Source organism: Cytobacillus purgationiresistens, from assembly GCF_030813235.1.
Classification (GTDB): Bacteria; Bacillota; Bacilli; order Bacillales; family Cytobacillaceae; genus Cytobacillus; species Cytobacillus purgationiresistens.
Genome location: NZ_JAUSUB010000008.1, coordinates 128,932 through 149,709, shown reverse-complemented (window position 1 = coordinate 149,709; position 20,778 = coordinate 128,932). Strand labels below are relative to the sequence as shown.

Here is a 20,778-nt window from a genome sequence, read left to right as displayed (position 1 = left end):
CGCAAATAAAAAGGGGGAAGTTCAAAATGGGTATTAAAAAACAGATAACAATGGGTGTTATGTCAGCAGCGTTAGGGATTGTATTGATTGGTGGAGGAACTTACGCATATTTTAGTGACACGGAGACGACAAATAATACGTTCGCTGCTGGAACATTAGATTTGGCTGCAGAACCGCTTGAAATCATCAATGTAAATAACATCAAGCCCGGTGATTCAGTATTGCGCAGTTTCGAACTGCAGAATAACGGAACATTGGATATTGATAAAGTGCTGTTAAATACAGATTATACCGTAACTGATGCAAAGGGTGATAACATGGAAGATTTCGGTGAGCATATTGTGGTTGAATTCCTATATAACGCCGATAAGCTTGATGAAGTCATTTATAAAACAACATTAGCAGAGTTGAAATCAATGACGCCTGAAGCTGTAGGCGAAAGTGTGTTCTATCCGTTACTTGGTGAAAAAGGTCTGCCAGTAGGGACAATTGATGATTTAGTTGTGCAAATCAATTTTGAAGAAAATGGTGAAGATCAAAACCAATTCCAAGGGGATGCTCTAAATCTGGAGTGGACATTTACTGCTACACAAACGGCTGGGGAGCAGAAGTAAAAGATTCATAGTGAAAGAAAAGGGGGGGTAATACATGAAATTAGGTCGAACGTTATTTATTTCTGCAGTTTCATTTTTAATGATTTCAACGTCAGTTCAGGCTGCACCTACAGGACTTTCTGATTTTCCAGAGCCGATTGATAAGGAATCATGGGTACTGCCTGAGAACATGACATGGGATGATTACAATCCAGTCCCGGGCTTTGATTGGAGAAATACAGATATTGAGCCTGAAAAGGAAATTAAAGGGGCGCTTGTTGTTGTCGACTTTTCTGATCGTGATTTTATCTTAAGTATGGAGGAAGGCTCTGAGTTGGCTGGTAATCCAATTGTAGGTAATATTCCTCGGGAAGACATCCCGCAATATTGGGTGGATTTTTTAAATAAACCACAAGAACTAAATAATCACAGAACAATTGACGAATATTGGCGTGAAAACTCATTCGGCAAATGGGCAGTTGATTTAGAAGCCTTTGGACCTTATAAGATGTCTGGACGTGAATTTCAGTACGGCTTAAGCAGGGGACATGGTCAAGATGTGAATATGCCTCCAGGGTACGAAGCGCTGGATTTGAAAAATGAAGCGATGGCAGCAGCAGCAGCTGATATAGAAGCAACTGGAGAAGAATACGATTTTACATTTATTCTTCATGCGGGTTATGATGAATCAGGTGTCTGGCAAGAATTCGGAGAAATGATGTTCCAAGACAAGGAGGATGTCTCTGACCAGTTTGGTCCTCCCGCTGAATTTGCCAATATGCCAAAGTTTGCAAATACAAGATATGTAGACTGGACTTCATGGATTGCGGCAAGTAGCATTTGGTCAAGTGCAGATATTAGAAATGGGATCTCCATTCAAGGTGAAAATGATGGAATGGGAACGTTTGCCCATGAGTTTGGCCATATTATGAATCTATTAGACAACTATAATAACCCATATGCAAGTCCTGTATCCCGTACGTATTCAGGACCATGGGAATTAATGAGCCGAGGCAGCTTTAATGGTCCAGGTGGCCCGCACACTCGCTGGATGGTTATGCCTACTTTAGGTGCATCTGCACCATCACATCATATGCTGCGTAATAAAATCAAACAAGGCTTCTTGGCTGAGGAAGATTATATGAACGTAGACCGTGATGAGCTGGCTGAAACTGGACCGGTATTTGCTGACATTCTTGCCCGGGAAATTCCTGTAGGCAGTGAATTCGGCAGAGAAGATGTGTTTGCAGGTATCAACATTGAGATGGAGGATTTAACACCGCCAAACTCTTTAAGGGATGATTGGCGTGCGGATATGCAGCGCGGAGCTAAATGGTATGACAATTACACTGTTGAAGTTGTTGACCGTGTAGGTTATGACTCCTTCCAAACAGATGCAGGTGTTCTATTGGCAAAAACAAAAAATGCTGAATCTGCCCCGAATATCTGGGTTGTGGACGCAAATGATGAAGATATCGACCAAGTCGACTTTGTAAGGCCAAATGGGTCCATTGCGAAGTACTCTAAAGGGGATTATCGTCAATTAGCAGATGCTCTTTTCAAAGCTGGGACAGATGAAGGGATCATCAATGAATATGTAGACGAACATAACCGATTACATTTCTATATTCTTGCCAAGGATTATGATGATATTGGTGCACTTTCTTATCGCGTAGCTGTCAGACATTTGGATGGCGCAGGATCGTTTGCGAGAGGTGTAGAAGCTGAAGGAGGCACAGCTGCGAGAGCTGTACCAGGCAAAATTGCTACTCACAATTTTAAGGTAACTAATACAGGGGAGGAAACAGACCTTTTCCGACTCACAGCTGAAACAGAAGCAGGATGGGAAACTAGATTAATGCATAATGTTATCGAAGTAGAAGCAGGAGAAACTGTGGAAGTGCCTGTGTATGTTGAAGTCCCTGAAGACGAAACTGGATTAACTAAACTAAACTTCTCAGCGGCCTCAGAGACAGATGAAAGTAAAACGGGCTCAGCTACAGATGTGTTAACGAATGATATCAGTGCAAAAGGAATAAAAGCGGTAGCTAGCTATTATGAAGAACAAGGTGAATTTGCTAATTCTGCAGTAGCAAGACAAATTCAAACTCATTTAACTTCAGTAGCTCTTTATGAATCCCAAAAATCTTCAGAAAAAGTAATCAAGCATACAAATAGCTTCAAACAAATGGTGTCGAAGTTTAAGGACAGCGATCTGATTTCAGAAGATGCGGCTACTGCATTACTTGATTATAGTGACTACTTAGTACTTAAGTGGCAATAGCAGTTTAAAAAAATGAAGGATTTTAGGGTGGGGATATTGATCCTCACTCTTTTTCTTTGAGAGTGTAAAAAAACTCAAAATGGGGAATAGGATAAGAAGATATCATTATTTATTATGAAGAAATTCAGGGTGGTGCATTTTGAAAGATAAGGAGGTGTTAAATTGAAAACATCAACGATTTTAAAGTGGGTGACTGGAGCGTGTGAAGCCCTCCTAGGTATCCCTTTTCTTGGAGGCATATTTATTCTTTCCTATGTATGGACACCGTTAATGGTCATGCTCATTCTACATATTATTACTTTGGTTTTTTCTGTAAAGGAAAGGGAAAAAATCCATGGAAGCATTCTAGGAATTGTTGCGTCATGTATTGGCTGGGTTCCTATCGTTGGAATGATTCTGCACATTATTGCTGCGATTGCATTGATGGTCGATGCAGCGATGGGTAATAGGCAAAAACGCAGTAATATTGTATAAGCGAAGTAGAGCAGTGGAAATTTCATCCCTGCTCTTTTTGTTTTTCATATTTAAAAATGAAAAAAGCTGCTAACGTAGATCGCTAGCAGTTCTTTTCTCTTCCATTTACAGCAGCCTTTATTCTCAGTAATGCTTCTGTCAGAACCTCACGCGGACAGGCAATATTAATACGTTCAAATCCATAACCGCCTTTACCGAACTTCATTCCTTCATCCAGTCTTACTCTTCCATTCTCTAAGAAGAAAGTATGCAATTCTTCGGGCGGAATATGCAGATCACGACAATCCAGCCAAATCAAATGAGTGGCTTCTGGTTTAACTACTTTAATTGAAGGGATATATTCTTTTAGAAACGAACAAACATATTCAAGGTTGGCTTCTAAATATCCCTTTACCTCTTGAAGCCAAGGTAAACCCCTATAGTAGGCAGCAATCGTTCCTTCCACTGCAAAGGCATTTGGACGCATTAAACCGAATCCTGTTAAAAGTGCTTCATACTTTTCTTTCACATCTTTATTTGGAATAATGAAAATAGAGCTTTGCATTCCTGCAATATTAAATGTTTTACTCGGTGCAGCGCAAGTAACAGACAACTTTAAATGGTCTGGATGAACGGTTGCAAACGGTATATGTCTATTGCCTGAGTAAGTCAAATCTCCATGCATTTCATCTGAAATAACAAAGACTCCATGTTTATCGCAAATTTTGCCGATCCTTCGCAATTCTTCCTTAGTCCACACTCTCCCTACTGGATTGTGAGGGCTGCACAAAATAAATACTTTTGTATCTGGCTGTGATGCCTTTTCTTCAAAATCTTCAAAATTCATTTCGTATGAACCATTCGAGTAAACAAGAGAATTGTTTAAGATGGTACAACCTTGTGTTTCAATTGTAGAAAAGAATGGATAATATACAGGGTCTTGCACAATAACAGCATCACCTGGTTGTGTTAATGATTTTAATAATAGATTAATTCCAGGAATGATTCCAGGGCTAAAAGAAATCCACTCTCGTTTTAACTCCCAATCATATTGTGTTTTCCACCAATACTGAACTGCATCATAATATCGTTCACAAAAAGTACTATACCCGTAAATTCCGTGTGTTGCTTTCTGGGTTATAGCGTTTACAATTTCTTCTGAAACTTGAAAATCCATATCAGCAATACATAGTGGGATGATGTCCTGATCTTCTATATACCATTTAACCGAATGTGTCTTTCTTCGATCAATAAATTTTTCTAGTTGCACCGCTTTCTCTCCTATCTTTCACCGCTTATTAATACACCAGCCCCTATTATACAGGAATTGAAGCATGTTTATCCAATTGACTTGCACCTATTTTTCGAGAGGTAGACTTTTCTGTTTTTGTGCGCTTTTGTTCATATGATTTCAGCAATTAAAAGTGCTGTTTTATCGGTAGCAAATACTAATGATTGAATTAAGAGCAACAAATGCATCTCGGGGATATAAATAAAGCCTTCTTTAAATTTGAAAGAAATGTCATTTTTTTCAAGAATTTCTGTTAGAAAGCATACCTTTAGTGAATTTTTTAAAATCACCACAATTTAAAAATTGCGTAATTAGTGAAATTTATCAAATTTAATGGATTAGCAAAAGAGTTAATCGGCTTCCAAATAAAAAAGGAGAGCACTAATTGTGCTCCCATAGATACTAACGACGATGTTCAACAAGATCAATTGCACCTAAAACAATGTGGGCTAAACCGAATCCAAAAACAGTGTTTGCAACCATTTTATTTGATCCGCGTTTTTGCTTCAATGCGTATCCAGTAGCCGTAACAGCCGAACCTAATACAGTTGGGATTAAGCCTTCACGAATATACATTTCAATATCCCTCCACATCGAAGTTAGTAGGCGTAATTTTATTTACACCATAAATTACTATTTGCAAATCAACCAATATGTATGCAAAGAAACCTCATTTATTTTGAAGAACATCTCTAAAAGGAGTATTGTATTAAGTTTTAGGAAGCGGAAGAATAATAAATTTATTAGAAATTAACCATGAAACCTGGAATAAATATTTGGAGAACAAAATTAACGTAAAAAATTGGTATAACTATTCCGTAATGTAGTTTTTTAATGAACAACAAGACTAAAGGAACAAGCATTAGAAAAATGGAATTAAGAAAAGGTCTATTGGAAGACATTCCATATTTCACCGATCCTATTTCATTGCTAGAAAACAGTAGCTATAGAATGGTCAAAATAAATAAATAAAATTCAGTCAGTATTATTAAGATTAAAAAGTTAAGACTGTAATCCATGCATCATATGTACAAGTCAGTATGTTTGATTGGGAAAGTACATCAGGGTCTTTTGAAAATGAGAAAAGAGCCCTTTATCAGGCTTTAATCATGTCAAAAGCAATCACTCTTAAATATGTAGGGGGTATCACCAAGTGATTGGTATGGCGTTGGAGCAAAGATAAAAAAGTGATTCTAGGGTTTAACCTTGCCCAACATTTTTATTATATGGGTGAGTTAACTAATATATTCATTAATCACAGTAAGCAGAATGTATTATAGATGACTGAAGAATAAATGAGAAAGTCTAAGGTTTTCTCATAATTAGATCTTACAGTCTGAACTAGGCTCAAACTTTTCTCATCAAGTTTATCGTCATTTTGATTCCATAGAGGTTTTCTCCTTTAATTGCATGCTTTAGAATTTCCTCTTTCCCATGTGAGCGATCTATTAGTTGACTAATGAAAGATCGATCTTACCAATAACTCCCTGTTAGTCTCTGGTGTTCCTTGCAGTTCGTGAATTCGTTCTGAAAGCAATCCAACATGATGTTTTAAGTCCTTTTGGATTGTAATGAATCTGGACGGAGTGAGGAAGAGTCATCTAGATTCTTAATAAATTCTTCAAAAGCATGTACTCCCATATATTGACCTTGTAGTAACTTGTTTGAAATTTTTATAATCTTTTGATCGTTCATTCAAAATGATAGGAAAGAAAATCTCAGAATTGGATTTAATGGAGTAAGGATGTGGCAAATTTAATACTATAATTACATATGGAGATAGATAGAGTTGCAATCAGGTTTTCTATATATTTTGAGGGAATTGTTTTGTGTCTATAATTGATTCGGCCTATACAAAGTCAAAATAAAAAACAGAAGGTGAATACTCTATTCACCTTCAGTCTTAAAAGATATTTCTATTTGTCATTCTCATCTTTTAGTTCAGATAAGTCATTTTCTTCACCAAACTCTGTAGAATAATTTAAGTTCCTATTTCCCTGTGCATTTTCTCTTCTTTCGACTTCCTCATCCATTGGTGCAAACAAGAGAGTTAAACAAACTAATCCACTTAAACCCACAAGAGTATAAATTACTCTCGAAAATGCGGCATCTTGTCCTCCGAATAAAGTTGCAACCAAGTCAAATTGAAATAATCCAATTAGTCCCCAGTTTATAGCTCCGATAATCACTAATGCCAATGCAATACGTTGAATTATTTTCATGATTTTTACTCCTCATTATTAAATTTATTAATATGATTCGTAATTTGCATCATCTTTATACAGCTTTTTTTATGTAGGAAGAATCCTGCAACTAATTAAGCATAATATCAACGAAAGTATCAATGAAATAGAAAAATCTGAATGTTAGTATGTGAATTTCGAGTTTTTAGGAGAGTGAAAAGGGGAAAAATCTGAACAATTGGATTTAAGCAAGATACATCATTTGTGTTAGTCCTTGAACTAGTATACCTATTTTAATGGGGAAATTTGTATTCGTGGTGTCCAAGTCCATGCTTGTGTTGGTGTTGAGAAGTTTATAATTATAAATTGATCATCTAATGTTCAAACAAGTGTCTTTAGAATCCAATTTACGATTTTACATTTTTAAGCAAGGAGAAATGGAAGCAAAATTAGAGAATAGGATTGATTATAAATTATCTTTTATTGATGAAACAGGGGAAGAAGTTTATGATGAAATAACCATTTATTAATAAAACACTTGATTTAGCCTGATAAAGAATCTATGCTTATTTTAGGTGCTATATTGATGTAGTAGGAATGGAAGGGTTTTGGTAGGTTTTTTGTTTGAAATGGTAGGATTTATAGGAAATAACCCTATCACCAAAGGAAATGAAATTCTTTAGCTGAGCCTATAAATGCTGATATATCAATATTCTACAGTTACCTTTGGTAGCTTCTAGCACTTGAAAATTTAATAACGTTTCCTTCGGGGCAGGGTGAAATTCCCAACCGGCGGTGATGAGGGGGAACCCTCTTAGTCCGTGACCCGGGTTCAATGGATGTTGAAAACGGTGGATTTGGTGGAAATCCAAAGCCGACAGTATAGTCTGGATGGGAGAAGGAATGTGTCAAACTTACGTTAAAAAATTTACTTTATAACGTTTATTTTGTCATGGTTAACTCTCCCGCACATTTTGAATGTGTGGGGTTTATTTACTCATGGGGAAGAAACTTAAGTAGTGAGGTGAAGAGCATGTGAATATACAAATTGAATGTGAACCAATTACTTATCGAAATGACAAGAGCTTTTTATTGACGCTATTTCCAATTTTTAATTCCAGCATAAGTAAGACCTTTCCTATTTCCGCCCAAATGCCCCGAGCGGAACGAATCCCATTTGTTTTTTTTCGAACATATCATATTTTTTAAAGAAAGGTAGGTTCCATGTGTTTACAGGAATAATTGAAGAACTAGGTACTGTTAAGCGTGCGGTTCATCAAGGGAATACCATCGAATTGACGATTGCATCCTCAAAGGTGTTAACAGATGTGAAGGAAGGTGACAGCATTGCTGTCAACGGTGTTTGTTTAACTGTCACTCATTTCAATCATGCAGAGTTTACTGCAGATGTGATGCCTGAAACCTATCTAAGTACATCTTTATCAAAGATCAAGCCGCAAAGCAAAGTCAATTTAGAACGTGCCATGCCTGCGAATGGCCGATTCGGCGGCCATTTTGTTTCAGGGCATGTCGATGCGGTTGGCACGATATTAAGAAAAATTGTAAAAGAGAATGCTGTTTATTTTGATATCTCTATACCGACTGAATATCGATATTTATTATTGGATAAAGGCTCGGTGGCGATTGATGGTACGTCCTTGACTGTCATGGCATTGGACGATGACAAGATAACTGTATCCCTCATTCCACACACTAGAAATCAATCTGTATTAGGTGAGAAAAAAATTGGTGATCAAGTTAATTTAGAGTTCGATATGCTGGCTAAATATATCGATTCCATGGTGAACAAAAAACCGAAACAAAAGAATGCAGATTTAGAAATACTTTTGAAGGATAACGGGTTTTATTCTTGAGAGTTGAACGTTGATTATAAAATATATTAGAAAATGTCCAGCTCCAGTGCTTATCGCCTTTCGAATCTCAGGCTCTCCTCCCGCGATAAATCGGCATCGGTTCGCCGAACATATATCATTATCTTCTCGGTCGAAGTCTTTTCAGTTCGTATGGTGATGAGAAGGGGCTTGCGCTTTTCTTAAAAGATAAGTATAAATTTTTCAATAAGAAAGATGTCTAGCTCCAGCGCCTACCTCCTCGAGGTCTTAAGTCACACAGGAATTGAAGGTAAAGATCGACCTTCATTACCCTGTGCGCCTTAAGCTTGTCGGGGGTGAGCAAGGCGCTTGCGCTTTTCTATGAGGAGGAAGAAGGGTGTTTAACACAATTGAAGAGGCCATCACAGACTTAAAGGCTGGTAAAGTGATCATCGTTTGTGATGATGAAAACAGAGAGAATGAAGGGGATTTCCTGGCTATCGCAGAATATGCTAAACCCGAGACAATCAACTTTATGGCAACAGAAGGCAAGGGACTAATTTGTGTGCCCATTTCGCAATCCATTGCAAAAAAGCTTGCGCTTGATCCGATGGTTCAGAATAATACTGATTCCCATCAAACCGCTTTTACTGTCAGTATTGACCATAAAAGCACAACGACAGGCATTAGTGCTTTTGAGCGCGCATTAACTATCGAGAAAATGCTCGAAGGTGAAGCGATTCCTGAAGATTTTCATCGGCCAGGTCATATTTTTCCATTAATTGCAAAAGAGGGCGGCGTGATTGAAAGACCGGGCCATACGGAGGCTGCTGTTGATTTTGCGAAGCTAGCTGGTGCTAAATCGGCAGGAATTATATGTGAAATCATGAAGGAAGATGGCACAATGGCAAGAGTGCCTGACTTGAAAGAGAAAGCTAAGCTTTTTGATCTAAAGTTTATTACTATCAAACAATTAATCGAATATAGGAACAATCAATTACATCTCATAAAATAAATAAGAATGGAGAGAAGAGTATATGAATCATATGATAGAGGGACATTTAGTAGGAACAGGATTAAAAGTAGGGATTGTTGTATCAAGATTTAATGAGTTTATCACGAGCAAATTGTTAAGTGGTGCACAGGATGCCTTTCATCGCCATGATGTGGCTGATAGTGATGTGACAATTGTGTGGGTACCAGGAGCATTTGAAATCCCATTAGCTGCGAAAAAGCTTGCAGAAACAGGCAAGTATGATGCGGTTATCACACTCGGCACAGTAATCAGAGGAGCAACACCTCATTTTGACTATGTGAATGCTGAAGTTGCTAAAGGAGTGGCTGCCACCGCAATGCAAACGGGTGTACCAGTTATATTTGGTGTGTTAACAACTGATTCTATTGAACAAGCAATAGAACGCGCGGGAACAAAGGCAGGCAATAAAGGCTGGGATGCTGCAGTCAGCGCGATTGAAATGGGTAATCTATACAAGCAATTTGAGAATTGACCTTTCTTTTTGTATATTGGATAATTACAAATTAAACTTTGAAGTTTTTTAAACTTTAAAAGTATAATAGTAAATATCAATCTACATAAAAAGATGAAAGAGGGTATAACATGAAGCTTGAGTTAGTAAAATGCCATGGATCAGGTAATGATTTTTTCATAATAGATGAAATGTCCAACCAATATGAATTAACAGACGAAAAGCGTGCAGAATTGGCAAGGGCCTTTTGTGATCGCAGCACAGATTTAGGCGCAGATGGCATTCTGTATGTCCTTCATAGTGACCAGGTGGATGCAAGAATGCGCGTGTTTAATGCAGACGGATCTGAGGCATCTATGTGCGGAAATGGTTTGCGTTGTGTAGCCAGATATGTCTGTGAGAAGTTGTCTATTGAGGAAGCGACAATTGAAACGATGAAGGCCAATCTTCATGTGCAAAATCAACCGGATATATTTGAAGATATCCCGACTTACTTAGTGGAGATTTCACCGGTATCCTTCGAGTTAACCGACTTGCCTCTTCATCTTGAGCAAGAAAGTTTAGTCAACGGAAAAATACCGACGCTTTCAGAGGAACTTGAATTTACGGCGTTGTCTGTACCTAATCCGCATTTAGTGGCTATTGTTGAAAAGGAGCAGATCGGATCCAACCTGCAAAAAGAGATCAGTGAATATGTTAATGGTACGAATGAACTTTTTCCCGATGGTGTAAATGTCAGCTTTGTAAAGCCTTTGAAAAAGGGACATATTTATGTTCGTACATTTGAACGAGGTGTAGGTTTTACGAATGCATGTGGAACCGCCATGTCAGCTTCAAGCTTAGTCACTTGTTTAAATGGCATTAATGACAAAGAAACACCGATTGAGGTTTACAATAACGGTGGTAAAGTGCGTTGTGTAGTCCATGAACAGGAAGGTAAACAGTCAATTGATTTAATTGGAAATGCGAGCTATTTGTATAGCTGTACAGTTGATGTAGATGTTGAAAATCCTCATACCTTTACAGTGCAGGATAGCAATGAATTTGTTGACGAGATTATGCAATATGCCAAGCTTCAAAAGCATGCTTCAGAGTTTTTGAATGAATCGATGAATGCTTAATCTACAGGAAAGAGGCAAGGAGACGGTTGTCACCTTGCCTCTTTTTTTATGGAACTTTTTATTGATTCAATTATCCTTTCAATAGATAGGTTTTCGGTTATAAAGAAATCCTCCATCGGACAGTTTTCTTTTGATAGGCGTTCGATTATATAAGGAATATTATAGTGTTCTATTTTTAGATCACTATTTACTTCAGTCCAGCGAAGGGGTGCGGCAACTGTTGCGAATTCCCTGCCTCTTGGTGAATAAGGTGAAATGATTGTCTTGCCCTCAGCATGTTGAATGAAATCAATATAAAGCTTAGAACCGCGATTTTTTTTCAATCTTTCTATTGTAAAGTCTTGAGGGAACTTTTCTACTAAATAATTTGCAATGAACTCAGTGAAAAAGCGTGTATCCTCAAAGGTCAATGATGTATGGAGGATAGGGATATGAATTTGTATGCCTTTACTGCCTGATAATTTTGGAAAACTAGTAATATCTAGTCCGTCAAAGATGGTTTTCATTTCCTCGGCAGCTTTAATCGCTAATGAAAAATGGGTCCGGTCTGGCGGGTCTAGATCGAAGACAATTTCCAAAGGCCTAGTTTCTTGAATGGTTTGAAATGGGATATGGTATTCAATCGCTAATTGATTGCCAAGCCAAACAAGCGTCGAGAGCTGATTACAAACGATATAGTTGATACCCTCATGCATGCTCGTATCGATAAAAGCAGGCGCATAGTCTGGACAGTTTTTCTGGAAGAAAGATTCATCGCCAAATCCGTGCGGGTAACGTATCGTTGTTAATAAACGATTTGTTAAAAACGGCAGCATATAGGGTGAGATCTCGATCAGATAGGCAATAAACTGTTCTTTATTGAGAGCAGGTTCACTCCATATCGGTTTATCGGGATGGGTAATCTTTACTTCTGACTGAAAATCGGCTTGGTCGAAAATCAACTTCTCCCAGGTGCAAGATTCCCAAGATTGTTTAAAAAGGAAGGATTGGAATTTTGCTTGGATTAAGTGTTGGTCAGCTGATAACCCCTGAAATGATAGGAGGAGACAAATGCTTGGTTCAATATAATAGATGCCTTCTTTTTTGTGTGTATGGTTGTTGATGATAGTGCGTTTCAGTGTTTCTTTTTCCTCATTCTTTAATCCCTCTGAGAAATGCCCCATTGATGTAACGTGATTGTTTCTTAATACACCAACAATAAAATATTCATGGACTTCGTGCATTCCGAGTATAAAAAATGCCCCATTGTACTCCGTTGACTTGGTTTTAAAAAGATCATTTTTCATTTATATCTTCCTTACTTATTTAATTTTTTTATTGTTCGCAGTTTTGTTACACCCCATTCCCATAATTCATAAATTAGGCATCCTTTGTCCATAGTAAGGTTAAAAAGGATTTGTGATCGATGAAGCCAATTATTCCTTTCGAGCCGACAACTGCAGATTTGATACCAAAGGGTGATGACTGGATCGCTCAATTGAAATGGGATGGAACGCGGATATTAACCTATTTTGAAAACGGTGAGCTGCAGTTATTTAACAGGAAGTTAAATGAACGTACAAAGCAATATCCTGAGTTGCAAGATCCTTCGGAGTATTGTAAAGCGAGTTCCCTTATTTTAGATGGTGAAGTCATCTCGTTTAAAGATGGAAAGCCATCCTTTTATGACGTGATGAAAAGAGATCGTTTACGGAAATTTAATCATTTACAAAAAGCTATAGAGGAAACCCCAATTGTATATATGGTTTTTGATGTGCTTTTTTTTGATGGAGAATGGGTGTTAGATAGGACATTGCGAGAAAGACAGGCATTGTTGGAGGACATCATGCTCCCGCATGCTTCAGTACAGGTTGTTGAGAGTTTTGCTGACAAAGAAGGACTCTACCAGGCTTGCCTTCAAAGCGGATTAGAGGGAGTGGTTTTTAAAGATTTAAATAGTCGGTATACATTGAATGGGAAGGATTCACGCTGGCGGAAAATGAAGAAGGAATATGATCTTATTGCGGTTGTTGGCGGCGTTACCTACAGAGGAGATATTGTGAGTTCTTTGGATTTAGGATTATATAACGATCAGAATGAACTTATTTATATTGGGAGTGCAGGATCAGGAAAGCTGTCCTATAAGGACTGGAAGGATGTAACGACAGCCATCCAACAAATCATTACCGACCAAAGTCCCTTCGTAAATCTCAAACAACATGAAAACGCTCATCACACCTGGATTAGCCCTGCCCTAAAAATCAAAGTCACCTACCTCGAATGGACCCAAACCAACACCCTCAGACACCCCGTTATTCAGTCTTTTGTTTAGGGGGATGGGTAGATGATGGTGTGATGGTGCCTGTCACCCTCATGATTCTACAATTTTCGACAATGTGTGGTTTTTGTTAATTTTTATGGTTGAATTTGTGACCTTGGTTAATTTTCACGGTTTTCTCACATTTGGGTGATATAAATGGTTTGATGAAAGATGTGAAATTTATCATTTTTTAACATCCCTTTTCATACGATATATCGTGTTGGTCTAATAATAATGTTTTGCCTGTAGTATTTGTATTCCTGATGTTAAGAATCTGAACGAAATGGTGGGATGAAACATGTTGCCAATCGAAAGACAGCAACAAATTTTAACATGGCTTGAAAAAGAGGAAACGATGAAAGTTTCAGAGGTTAGTAGAAGATTAAATGTGTCAGAGATGACGATTTATAGGGATATTAAACAATTAGTAGATCAGAAGAAAATATTAAAAACACCTAATGGAATCACATATATTTCTTCAGAAAGCATTATCCCGGGCAATCATTGTGCCTATTGTTATAAGGAAGCAAAAAGCAGGCAGTCCATGCAAATTATCAGAACAAACCATACTGTGGAACAGACGTGTTGTCCTCATTGCGGACTTCTCAGGTACGATGAAATTGAAAAAGAGGTATCACAAATTATTTGTCATGACTTTTTATATGACACAACTATCAGTGCAAAGGTGGCAACTTTTCTACTTGAGCCGGAAATTAATCTGAATTGCTGTCAGCCTCAAGTCATTGCCTTCGAGTCTATTAAACAAGCAACGCAATTTCAAAAGGGCTTCGGCGGAAGAATATCCAATTTCAATGAAGCCATTCGTACTATAAAAACATTAATGCAAGGTAAAACCTGCAAGCATTAATAGGGGGAACTATGACAAACGCAAACTTAGAAAAACAACCTCAAACTCAACCTTCAAAAGAAAAGATAAATAAGAAAACAAAAACTGCCTTTTATCAAACTGTTTGGAGATGGCACTTTTATGCAGGGCTAATATTTTCGCCATTTCTAATCATTTTAGCCTTTAGTGGTGGGGTATATTTATTCAAACCACAAATAGAATCGGTATTATATGCTGATAAATATTATGTTCAAGAACAGGAATCAACTACTTTGGCTCCTAACCTGCAATTAGAAAAAGTGAATGAAGCTTTTCCGGATGGTACAGTTACATCGATTACATACTTTGATGATCCATTAAGAACGGCAGAATTTGGGTTAATGGAAAATGGTCAAATGAGTTCTATTTATGTGAATCAAAATAACGGAGAAATTACCGGAACAATATTAAATGAAAAGAAATTTACGGAAATATTTAAGAAGCTTCATAGTGAGCTAATTATTGGCGGAACATTCGCTAATCGTATCGTGGAACTGGCTGCTTGCTGGGCAGTGATTTTATTGGTTACTGGCCTATATATTTGGTGGCCGAGAAATAGGGCATCAATTTGGGGAACAGTCCTACCAAGATGGAGAAGCAAGGGAAGAATATTTTGGCGAGATATGCATGCGGTACCAGCATTCTGGCTATCTGCCTTCATTTTAATATTCATTGCAACAGGGTTGCCATGGTCTGGGGTAATGGGAGAGCAAATTAACCGAATGGCTGCTTCGACCAATACCGGATATCCTAACTATGCACAAAGCTGGGGCGAAAAGCCGGAATCAATCGTAAAAACGAAAGAGGTTGCGGATGAAGTCCCGTGGGCGGCAGAGAATCTGCCTGTACCGACATCGACAATGATTAACGGATATGTACCATTAACACTCAATGATATGACTTTTATTGCTGAAACAGAGAATATAAAGAAACCATATACCATTACAATGCCTCAGGGGGAAGCGGGAGTATTTACGATTGCTACTTCTCACGCTCGTCCGTGGAATGATGCGACATTACATGTTGACCAGTATACTGGTTCGATTTTAAGTGATGTCCGTTTTAATGATTACGGTATTATGGCTCAAGGGATTACTGTTGGAATTGCCCTACATGAAGGTCGCCTGTTTGGTTTGGCAAATCAGGTCATGGGTCTTATTGTTTGTATTGGTTTAATTGGTTTGATTATCAGTTCGTTTATCATGTGGAAAAAAAGAAAACCCGAAGATAAAATAGGTGCACCGCCAAAGTCAAAGGATAAAAAAATTACACGAATCGTCTTTGTTATTATGTTGATTTTTGGTGTATTTATGCCGCTTGTAGGTATTTCGATCATTATAGTTTTCTTACTCGATCGTCTTGTCTTTGCAAAAATCGAGCCTTTAAATAAATGGCTTCGGTAAAAAGGGAGAAATTTTGTCTTGAAAAAATTACAAAAAACGATCATATTACTATTCGTACTTTTTTTGATTTCTGGTTGCGCAACTAATCTTAAAGAGAAGGACCAAGATCAACTTGATCGCATCGATGCAGAGATAATGGTACCAGAAAAGATTCAACTAAATGAACAAGTGAGTCTTGCAGCTGAAGTCAAACAAGGGGATGAAGTTGTGGAAGAAGTAGATGAATTTCAATTTGAAATTCAGCGAGTGGGTGGTGAAGGTGATAATGAACTCATTAATGTGAGTCAAGCTGATAATGGCATTTACCAAATAAAAAAGGTTTTTAGTGAAGCTGGAGTTTATACTGTTCAAACTCACGTTACAGCAATGGGGCAGCATGTTATGCCAAAGAAGCGGTTCGTTGTAGGGAATCTAACAGAAGAAGAAATAAATGAGTTTCTGGAAAAATCTCAAACTGAAGAGGATACATCAGGAGGCAATCATCAACACCATTAAATAATGGCCAGAATTAACAAGAAATGAATGTGGTTGTAAATTTTCATTATTTCTCATATTAGGTTTATGCCTAGGTCAATGTAATTGTTTTTCCATAATCTAGAATGAACCTATTTCGAGGAGGGATAAGTATGACTCAACAGCATTTTGTTGTAAATCCAACTGTAGAAGATTTATATAGAAGGCCCTTTGGATTTGGCGGCGGTTTTGGAAGGCCCTTCGGAAGACCATTTTACGGAGGATTCGGCGGACCGTTTTTAGGTGGAGTAGCGACTGGCTTAATAGGGGGCGCATTATTATCATCTTATGCATACCCGCCATACCCATATTACGGAGGTTACGGCGGTTATCCTTACTCTTATTATTAAATAAAATACAGTGGAATGGCATCATATATGCCATTCCACTTTTTTTGATGAAATATGTCGAAATTTGGAGGTGACAGGCACCATGAAAACAACTTAACAACATATAAGATTTCCTCTAACCTCCGTTTGTTGCCATTAACTGATATACATGTTCTCTTTGTGTGGAAAGAAACTAAAGGTAATTATAATAATAGGAATGGAGAAGTGACTATGCATACAATGTGGAAAGGGAGCATTAGTTTTGGCTTGGTTAATATCCCAATCAAGCTTCATACTGCTACAGAAGATAAAGACATCAAACTGAGGAATCTGCACAAGAAATGTCATTCACCAATAAAGTATGAAAAGGTTTGTCCTGTGTGTGAGGAGAAGATCGAACAGGACGAAATCGTTAAGGGTTACGAGTATACGAAAGGAAAGTTCGTCATCCTTGAAGACGAAGACCTTGAAAAGCTGAAAAAAGAAAAGGAAGACAAAGCCGTTGAAATCATTGATTTTGTGAAGATAAAGGAAATCGATCCGATTTATTTTTCTCGCTCTTATTATATTTCTCCAGGTGATAGTGGAGCGAAAGCTTATTCCTTATTAAGAAAAGCGTTACAGGAATCCGAAAAAGTCGGGATTGCTAAAATTATTATCCGCTCAAAAGAGCAGCTTGCTTTAGTGAGAGTGTATGAAAATACACTTGTGATGGAGACCATACACTATCCGGATGAAGTCCGAAAAACGGGTGATGTACCTAATGTCCCTTCAGACGAAAAAGTAACAAAGAAGGAGCTCGATACCGCCATACTTCTCATAGATCAACTAACAACTGAATTCAATCCAGAAAAATATACGGATGACTATAGAAATGCTTTACTTGACCTAATTGAATCCAAACGGACGGGTGAAGACATTGTAACCCCAACAGCAAAACAGCCAGCTGCTTCAAATGTAACGGATTTAATGGCAGCGTTGCAAGCCTCTATCGACAATACGAAACCTGCAGCAGCTACAGCGAAAACAAAAACGGCGACTAAGAAAAAGCGGGCGCCTAAAACAAAAAAACAAGCATAGTACAATAAATGCGTCCGTAAAAAAAATATGGTAATCTAAGAAAAGGCCAGGAATGACTACAAAACCTGGCCTTTATTAGGTATTTAACCAACGTTGAATGAATACAAAATCAAAAGAAATGTTCCCAATTAGATTATTCTAAAAATGACACACAGATAGGTTTAGGTGTGAAAAATGAAAAAATCGACAGTGTATTACTCTGCATGTATAGGCATTATTGGACTATCTATTTTGTTATTTATGTTGATTGTCCGTGACTTTTCTCGCAATGATCTTGCGTGGTTTGATTGGGAAGTTATATCCTTCATACAATCATATATTTCTTCAAGGATGACAGGTATAGTCAATGTCATTACCTTTTTTGGTTCAGTCAAATGGTTTGTTTTTGCAGTTCTCTTCCTTCTTATTTTATTGGTAATGGCAAAAAAATATGCTCTTGCTGTATTTGTTGTGTTTTCCTCAGGTGCAGGCGGCTTATTCAATTGGTTCTTGAAATGGATTTTTCAGAGAGACCGTCCTGTTTTTCAGCCATTAATCGAAGTGACTGGCTTCAGCTTCCCGAGTGGACACTCTATGGGTTCATTTGTTTTTTATGGATCCCTTGCCTTTGTCCTAATTCACTTTGTGAAAAAAATAGCCTGGCGTATATTGATTTGTACTTTGTTGTTTTTAGTGATTGCAACAATCGGTGTTAGCAGAATTTATCTTGGGGTCCATTATCCAAGTGACGTTCTTGCTGGTTTTCTATCAGGCGCTGTATGGCTGATGGTTAATATTATTGCTTTTCAGGCATATGAAAATCGGGTGAAAAAGCTGGAAAGGATTGATTGAGTTGGATCAACAAATTTTACCTGCTTCATCAACAATGAAAGAATTTGAGCATTTCTTAAAGAGCCCTTATCAGATTGGTGTTTTTCTGGATATCCATATTTCTCAGCTCCAGCATGTCGCAAAGATGGCTAAAGAGCACGAGAAGAAAATGATTTATCATGTGGATTTAATCAAAGGATTGAAAAATGATGAATACGCTGTGGAATACTTAATTCAGGAATATCAGCCATATGGCTTAATCTCCACCAAATCGAGTGTGATTACAAAAACAAGGAAGAAGGGCATCGTGGCTATTCAGCGGATCTTTCTCATTGATTCCCATGCCTTAGAAAAAAATTACCGGCTTATAGAAAGAACGAAACCGGATTATATTGAAGTCCTGCCTGGTGCGATGCCTTGGATGATTACAGAGGTGAAAAATAGGACATTGACACCTATTTTAGCCGGAGGCCTTATTCGATCTTCGGAAGAAGTTAAAGCAGCGATCCAAGCAGGGGCGACTGCCATAACAACATCGCAAACAGAATTATGGAACTCACTACCTTAAACGCATATTTTACACATAGACTATAGAAAATATATAAGTAATGGAGGAGTCGGAGATGGAAAAATACATATTGTCACTTGACCAGGGCACAACAAGTTCGAGAGCCATATTATTTAATAAAAAAGGTGAAATCGTTCATACAGCACAAAAAGAAATCACTCAACACTTTCCACATCCTGGTTGGGTCGAGCATGATGCAAATGAAATATGGGGATCGATTTTAGCGGTTATTGCCGGTGTATTATCTGAATCAAAAATAAAACCGGAGCAAATACAAGGCATTGGTATTACGAACCAGCGTGAAACAACGGTTGTATGGGATAAAAAAACGGGAAATCCAATTTATCATGCTATTGTATGGCAGTCGAGACAAACAAATGATATTTGTAATAACCTAAAGGAGCAAGGCTTAAACGATGTTTTTCGTGATAAGACCGGTTTATTGATAGACCCGTATTTTTCAGGAACCAAGGTAAAATGGATTTTAGACAATGTAGAAGGGGCTCGTGAAAAGGCTGAAAATGGCCAGCTATTATTCGGCACGATCGACACATGGCTGATTTGGAAGTTATCTGGCGGAAGGGCACATGTCACTGATTACTCTAATGCAGCAAGAACGCTGATGTTTAATATCTATAAATTGGAATGGGATGACGAGCTTCTTGAGATACTAAATATTCCAAAGTCGCTGCTTCCTGAAGTCCGGGGTTCATCAGAAATTTATGCAAATACAATTGATTATCATTTCTTTGGTGCAGAAGTGCCGATTGCAGGAGCGGCAGGAGATCAGCAGGCAGCATTGTTCGGTCAAACATGCTTTGAACAGGGAATGGCAAAAAATACTTATGGTACGGGCTGCTTTATGCTAATGAATACCGGGGATAAGCCGGTACGGTCCAGTCATGGCCTTTTGACGACGATAGCCTGGGGAATAGATGGGAAGATCAGTTATGCATTAGAAGGCAGTATTTTCGTAGCTGGTTCGGCAATTCAATGGCTGCGTGATGGTCTAAGGATGTTCAAAGAAGCAAAGGATAGTGAGGAATACGCGGCAAGAGTAGAATCGACAGAAGGAGTTTACTTAGTGCCCGCATTTGTTGGTCTAGGCACACCTTATTGGGATAGCGATGTGCGAGGTGCGGTTTTTGGACTAACAAGAGGAACCGAAAAGGAGCATTTAGTCCGAGCGACAATTGAGTCTCTTGCCTACCAAACAAAGGATGTACTATCAGCAATGGAAGAAGATTCCGGCATAAAAGTAAAAGCTTTGAGAACGGATGGAGGAGCAGCCAAAAATGATTTTCTTATGCAATTTCAATCCGATCTTTTAGATGTTGATGTAGAAAGAGCTGCAATCAATGAAACAACAGCGCTCGGTGCAGCTTACCTTGCTGGTCTTGCTGTTGGTTATTTCTGTGATAAAGGGGAAATCGCAGAGAAGTGGTCCATTGATCAATCCTTCAGCCCTCAAATGGAGGAAAGCCAGCGGATGAAGCTTTATGAAGGATGGAAGAAAGCAGTCAATGCGGCAATAGCCTTCAAGTAAACTTCATCGATTGGCATTAATAAGACCATATGATACAATATAATTAAGTTAATAGGATGGCAGGAGAACGGGAGAGACCATAAAATCATTATCTATTTAT

Annotated in this window: 20 protein-coding genes, 1 pseudogene and 1 riboswitch; of the genes and pseudogenes, 17 read left to right on the top strand and 4 right to left on the bottom strand. The window is 38.1% G+C overall.

Translation table 11 applies throughout. From position 1 onward, the window contains the following. Positions 1-26 precede the first annotated feature (26 nt). From J2S17_RS11570 to J2S17_RS11560, 3 genes are all read left to right on the top strand, one after another. Complete coding sequence (locus tag J2S17_RS11570; RefSeq protein WP_307474956.1) at positions 27-614, top strand: CalY family protein; 588 nt, start codon at positions 27-29, stop codon at positions 612-614. A gap of 34 nt (positions 615-648) precedes the next feature. Next, a complete protein-coding gene (locus J2S17_RS11565; protein WP_307474955.1) occupies positions 649-2,877 on the top strand; it encodes a M6 family metalloprotease domain-containing protein in 2,229 nt (742 codons plus the stop codon). 162 nt (positions 2,878-3,039) lie between these two features. Next, positions 3,040-3,351, top strand: coding sequence for a hypothetical protein (locus tag J2S17_RS11560; RefSeq protein WP_307474952.1), 312 nt, complete (start codon positions 3,040-3,042; stop codon positions 3,349-3,351). Positions 3,352-3,433: 82 nt separating this feature from the next. On the opposite strand, the gene J2S17_RS11555 is transcribed toward J2S17_RS11560, so the two are convergent. The 3 genes from J2S17_RS11555 to J2S17_RS11545 all read right to left on the bottom strand — a co-directional run bounded on the left by J2S17_RS11555 (position 3,434) and on the right by J2S17_RS11545 (position 6,843). Then, a complete protein-coding gene (locus J2S17_RS11555) occupies positions 3,434-4,600 on the bottom strand; it encodes a MalY/PatB family protein (protein ID WP_307474950.1) in 1,167 nt (388 codons plus the stop codon). A gap of 423 nt (positions 4,601-5,023) precedes the next feature. After that, positions 5,024-5,197, bottom strand: coding sequence for an asparagine synthase (locus J2S17_RS11550; protein ID WP_307474948.1), 174 nt, complete (start codon positions 5,195-5,197; stop codon positions 5,024-5,026). A gap of 1,340 nt (positions 5,198-6,537) precedes the next feature. Then, positions 6,538-6,843 carry a DUF378 domain-containing protein gene (locus J2S17_RS11545; RefSeq protein WP_307474946.1) on the bottom strand — a complete coding sequence of 102 codons (306 nt, stop codon included), beginning with the start codon at positions 6,841-6,843 and terminating at the stop codon, positions 6,538-6,540. A 338-nt stretch (positions 6,844-7,181) separates the two neighbouring features. Here J2S17_RS11545 and J2S17_RS11540 point away from each other — a divergent pair, with 338 nt between their 5' ends. The 5 genes and pseudogenes from J2S17_RS11540 to dapF all read left to right on the top strand — a co-directional run bounded on the left by J2S17_RS11540 (position 7,182) and on the right by dapF (position 11,244). Continuing rightward, the gene (locus J2S17_RS11540; RefSeq protein ID WP_307474944.1) at positions 7,182-7,334 is read left to right on the top strand and encodes a hypothetical protein; all 153 of its coding nucleotides are present in this window, start codon (positions 7,182-7,184) and stop codon (positions 7,332-7,334) included. A 228-nt stretch (positions 7,335-7,562) separates the two neighbouring features. Beyond that, positions 7,563-7,711: riboswitch (FMN riboswitch) on the top strand. A gap of 319 nt (positions 7,712-8,030) precedes the next feature. Then, positions 8,031-8,678, top strand: a complete 648-nt coding sequence (gene ribE / locus J2S17_RS11535; protein ID WP_307474943.1) for a riboflavin synthase — start codon at positions 8,031-8,033, stop codon at positions 8,676-8,678. Positions 8,679-9,033: 355 nt separating this feature from the next. After that, a pseudogene (ribB, locus tag J2S17_RS11530) lies at positions 9,034-9,648 on the top strand (3,4-dihydroxy-2-butanone-4-phosphate synthase); the annotation flags it as partial. A gap of 25 nt (positions 9,649-9,673) precedes the next feature. Continuing rightward, positions 9,674-10,144, top strand: a complete 471-nt coding sequence (ribH, locus tag J2S17_RS11525; protein WP_307474941.1) for a 6,7-dimethyl-8-ribityllumazine synthase — start codon at positions 9,674-9,676, stop codon at positions 10,142-10,144. Positions 10,145-10,254: 110 nt separating this feature from the next. Beyond that, positions 10,255-11,244, top strand: a complete 990-nt coding sequence (gene dapF, locus J2S17_RS11520) for a diaminopimelate epimerase (protein ID WP_307474939.1) — start codon at positions 10,255-10,257, stop codon at positions 11,242-11,244. A gap of 29 nt (positions 11,245-11,273) precedes the next feature. On the opposite strand, the gene ligD is transcribed toward dapF, so the two are convergent. Further along, entirely contained in the window at positions 11,274-12,530 is a 1,257-nt protein-coding gene (gene ligD / locus J2S17_RS11515) for a DNA ligase D (protein ID WP_307474937.1), read from the bottom strand. 119 nt (positions 12,531-12,649) lie between these two features. Here ligD and J2S17_RS11510 point away from each other — a divergent pair, with 119 nt between their 5' ends. From J2S17_RS11510 to glpK, 9 genes are all read left to right on the top strand, one after another. Continuing rightward, entirely contained in the window at positions 12,650-13,555 is a 906-nt protein-coding gene (locus J2S17_RS11510) for an ATP-dependent DNA ligase (protein WP_307474935.1), read from the top strand. A 286-nt stretch (positions 13,556-13,841) separates the two neighbouring features. Further along, positions 13,842-14,411 carry a DeoR family transcriptional regulator gene (locus J2S17_RS11505; RefSeq protein ID WP_307474933.1) on the top strand — a complete coding sequence of 190 codons (570 nt, stop codon included), beginning with the start codon at positions 13,842-13,844 and terminating at the stop codon, positions 14,409-14,411. Positions 14,412-14,422: 11 nt separating this feature from the next. Beyond that, positions 14,423-15,832 carry a PepSY-associated TM helix domain-containing protein gene (locus tag J2S17_RS11500; protein WP_307474931.1) on the top strand — a complete coding sequence of 470 codons (1,410 nt, stop codon included), beginning with the start codon at positions 14,423-14,425 and terminating at the stop codon, positions 15,830-15,832. Positions 15,833-15,850: 18 nt separating this feature from the next. Next, a complete protein-coding gene (locus J2S17_RS11495; protein ID WP_307474929.1) occupies positions 15,851-16,327 on the top strand; it encodes a FixH family protein in 477 nt (158 codons plus the stop codon). A 131-nt stretch (positions 16,328-16,458) separates the two neighbouring features. Beyond that, the gene (ymaG, locus tag J2S17_RS11490) at positions 16,459-16,695 is read left to right on the top strand and encodes an inner spore coat protein YmaG (RefSeq protein ID WP_307474927.1); all 237 of its coding nucleotides are present in this window, start codon (positions 16,459-16,461) and stop codon (positions 16,693-16,695) included. A gap of 210 nt (positions 16,696-16,905) precedes the next feature. Further along, complete coding sequence (gene ku / locus J2S17_RS11485) at positions 16,906-17,754, top strand: non-homologous end joining protein Ku (RefSeq protein WP_307474925.1); 849 nt, start codon at positions 16,906-16,908, stop codon at positions 17,752-17,754. A 174-nt stretch (positions 17,755-17,928) separates the two neighbouring features. Beyond that, positions 17,929-18,585 (top strand): phosphatase PAP2 family protein, encoded by a 657-nt coding sequence (locus J2S17_RS11480; RefSeq protein WP_307474923.1) that lies wholly within the window; start codon positions 17,929-17,931, stop codon positions 18,583-18,585. Between the two features lies 1 nt (position 18,586). Then, positions 18,587-19,132 (top strand): glycerol-3-phosphate responsive antiterminator, encoded by a 546-nt coding sequence (locus J2S17_RS11475; protein WP_370874999.1) that lies wholly within the window; start codon positions 18,587-18,589, stop codon positions 19,130-19,132. A gap of 55 nt (positions 19,133-19,187) precedes the next feature. Then, positions 19,188-20,678: a glycerol kinase GlpK gene (glpK, locus tag J2S17_RS11470; RefSeq protein ID WP_307474922.1), complete on the top strand. Its 1,491-nt coding sequence runs from the start codon at positions 19,188-19,190 to the stop codon at positions 20,676-20,678. The last annotated feature ends 100 nt before the right edge of the window (positions 20,679-20,778 follow it).

Bases quoted from the DNA above. Each gene is read 5' to 3' on its own strand.
- ribH (WP_307474941.1), top strand. From the start codon at position 9,674: ATGAATCATATGATAGAGGGACATTTAGTAGGAACAGGATTAAAAGTA.
- J2S17_RS11540 (WP_307474944.1), top strand. From the start codon at position 7,182: ATGTTCAAACAAGTGTCTTTAGAATCCAATTTACGATTTTACATTTTT.
- ku (WP_307474925.1), top strand. From the start codon at position 16,906: ATGCATACAATGTGGAAAGGGAGCATTAGTTTTGGCTTGGTTAATATC.
- dapF (WP_307474939.1), top strand. From the start codon at position 10,255: ATGAAGCTTGAGTTAGTAAAATGCCATGGATCAGGTAATGATTTTTTC.
- ligD (WP_307474937.1), bottom strand. From the start codon at position 12,530: ATGAAAAATGATCTTTTTAAAACCAAGTCAACGGAGTACAATGGGGCA.
- J2S17_RS11570 (WP_307474956.1), top strand. From the start codon at position 27: ATGGGTATTAAAAAACAGATAACAATGGGTGTTATGTCAGCAGCGTTA.
- J2S17_RS11550 (WP_307474948.1), bottom strand. From the start codon at position 5,197: ATGTATATTCGTGAAGGCTTAATCCCAACTGTATTAGGTTCGGCTGTT.
- J2S17_RS11505 (WP_307474933.1), top strand. From the start codon at position 13,842: ATGTTGCCAATCGAAAGACAGCAACAAATTTTAACATGGCTTGAAAAA.
- J2S17_RS11565 (WP_307474955.1), top strand. From the start codon at position 649: ATGAAATTAGGTCGAACGTTATTTATTTCTGCAGTTTCATTTTTAATG.
- ymaG (WP_307474927.1), top strand. From the start codon at position 16,459: ATGACTCAACAGCATTTTGTTGTAAATCCAACTGTAGAAGATTTATAT.
- J2S17_RS11500 (WP_307474931.1), top strand. From the start codon at position 14,423: ATGACAAACGCAAACTTAGAAAAACAACCTCAAACTCAACCTTCAAAA.
- J2S17_RS11510 (WP_307474935.1), top strand. From the start codon at position 12,650: ATGAAGCCAATTATTCCTTTCGAGCCGACAACTGCAGATTTGATACCA.
- J2S17_RS11545 (WP_307474946.1), bottom strand. From the start codon at position 6,843: ATGAAAATAATTCAACGTATTGCATTGGCATTAGTGATTATCGGAGCT.
- glpK (WP_307474922.1), top strand. From the start codon at position 19,188: ATGGAAAAATACATATTGTCACTTGACCAGGGCACAACAAGTTCGAGA.
- J2S17_RS11480 (WP_307474923.1), top strand. From the start codon at position 17,929: ATGAAAAAATCGACAGTGTATTACTCTGCATGTATAGGCATTATTGGA.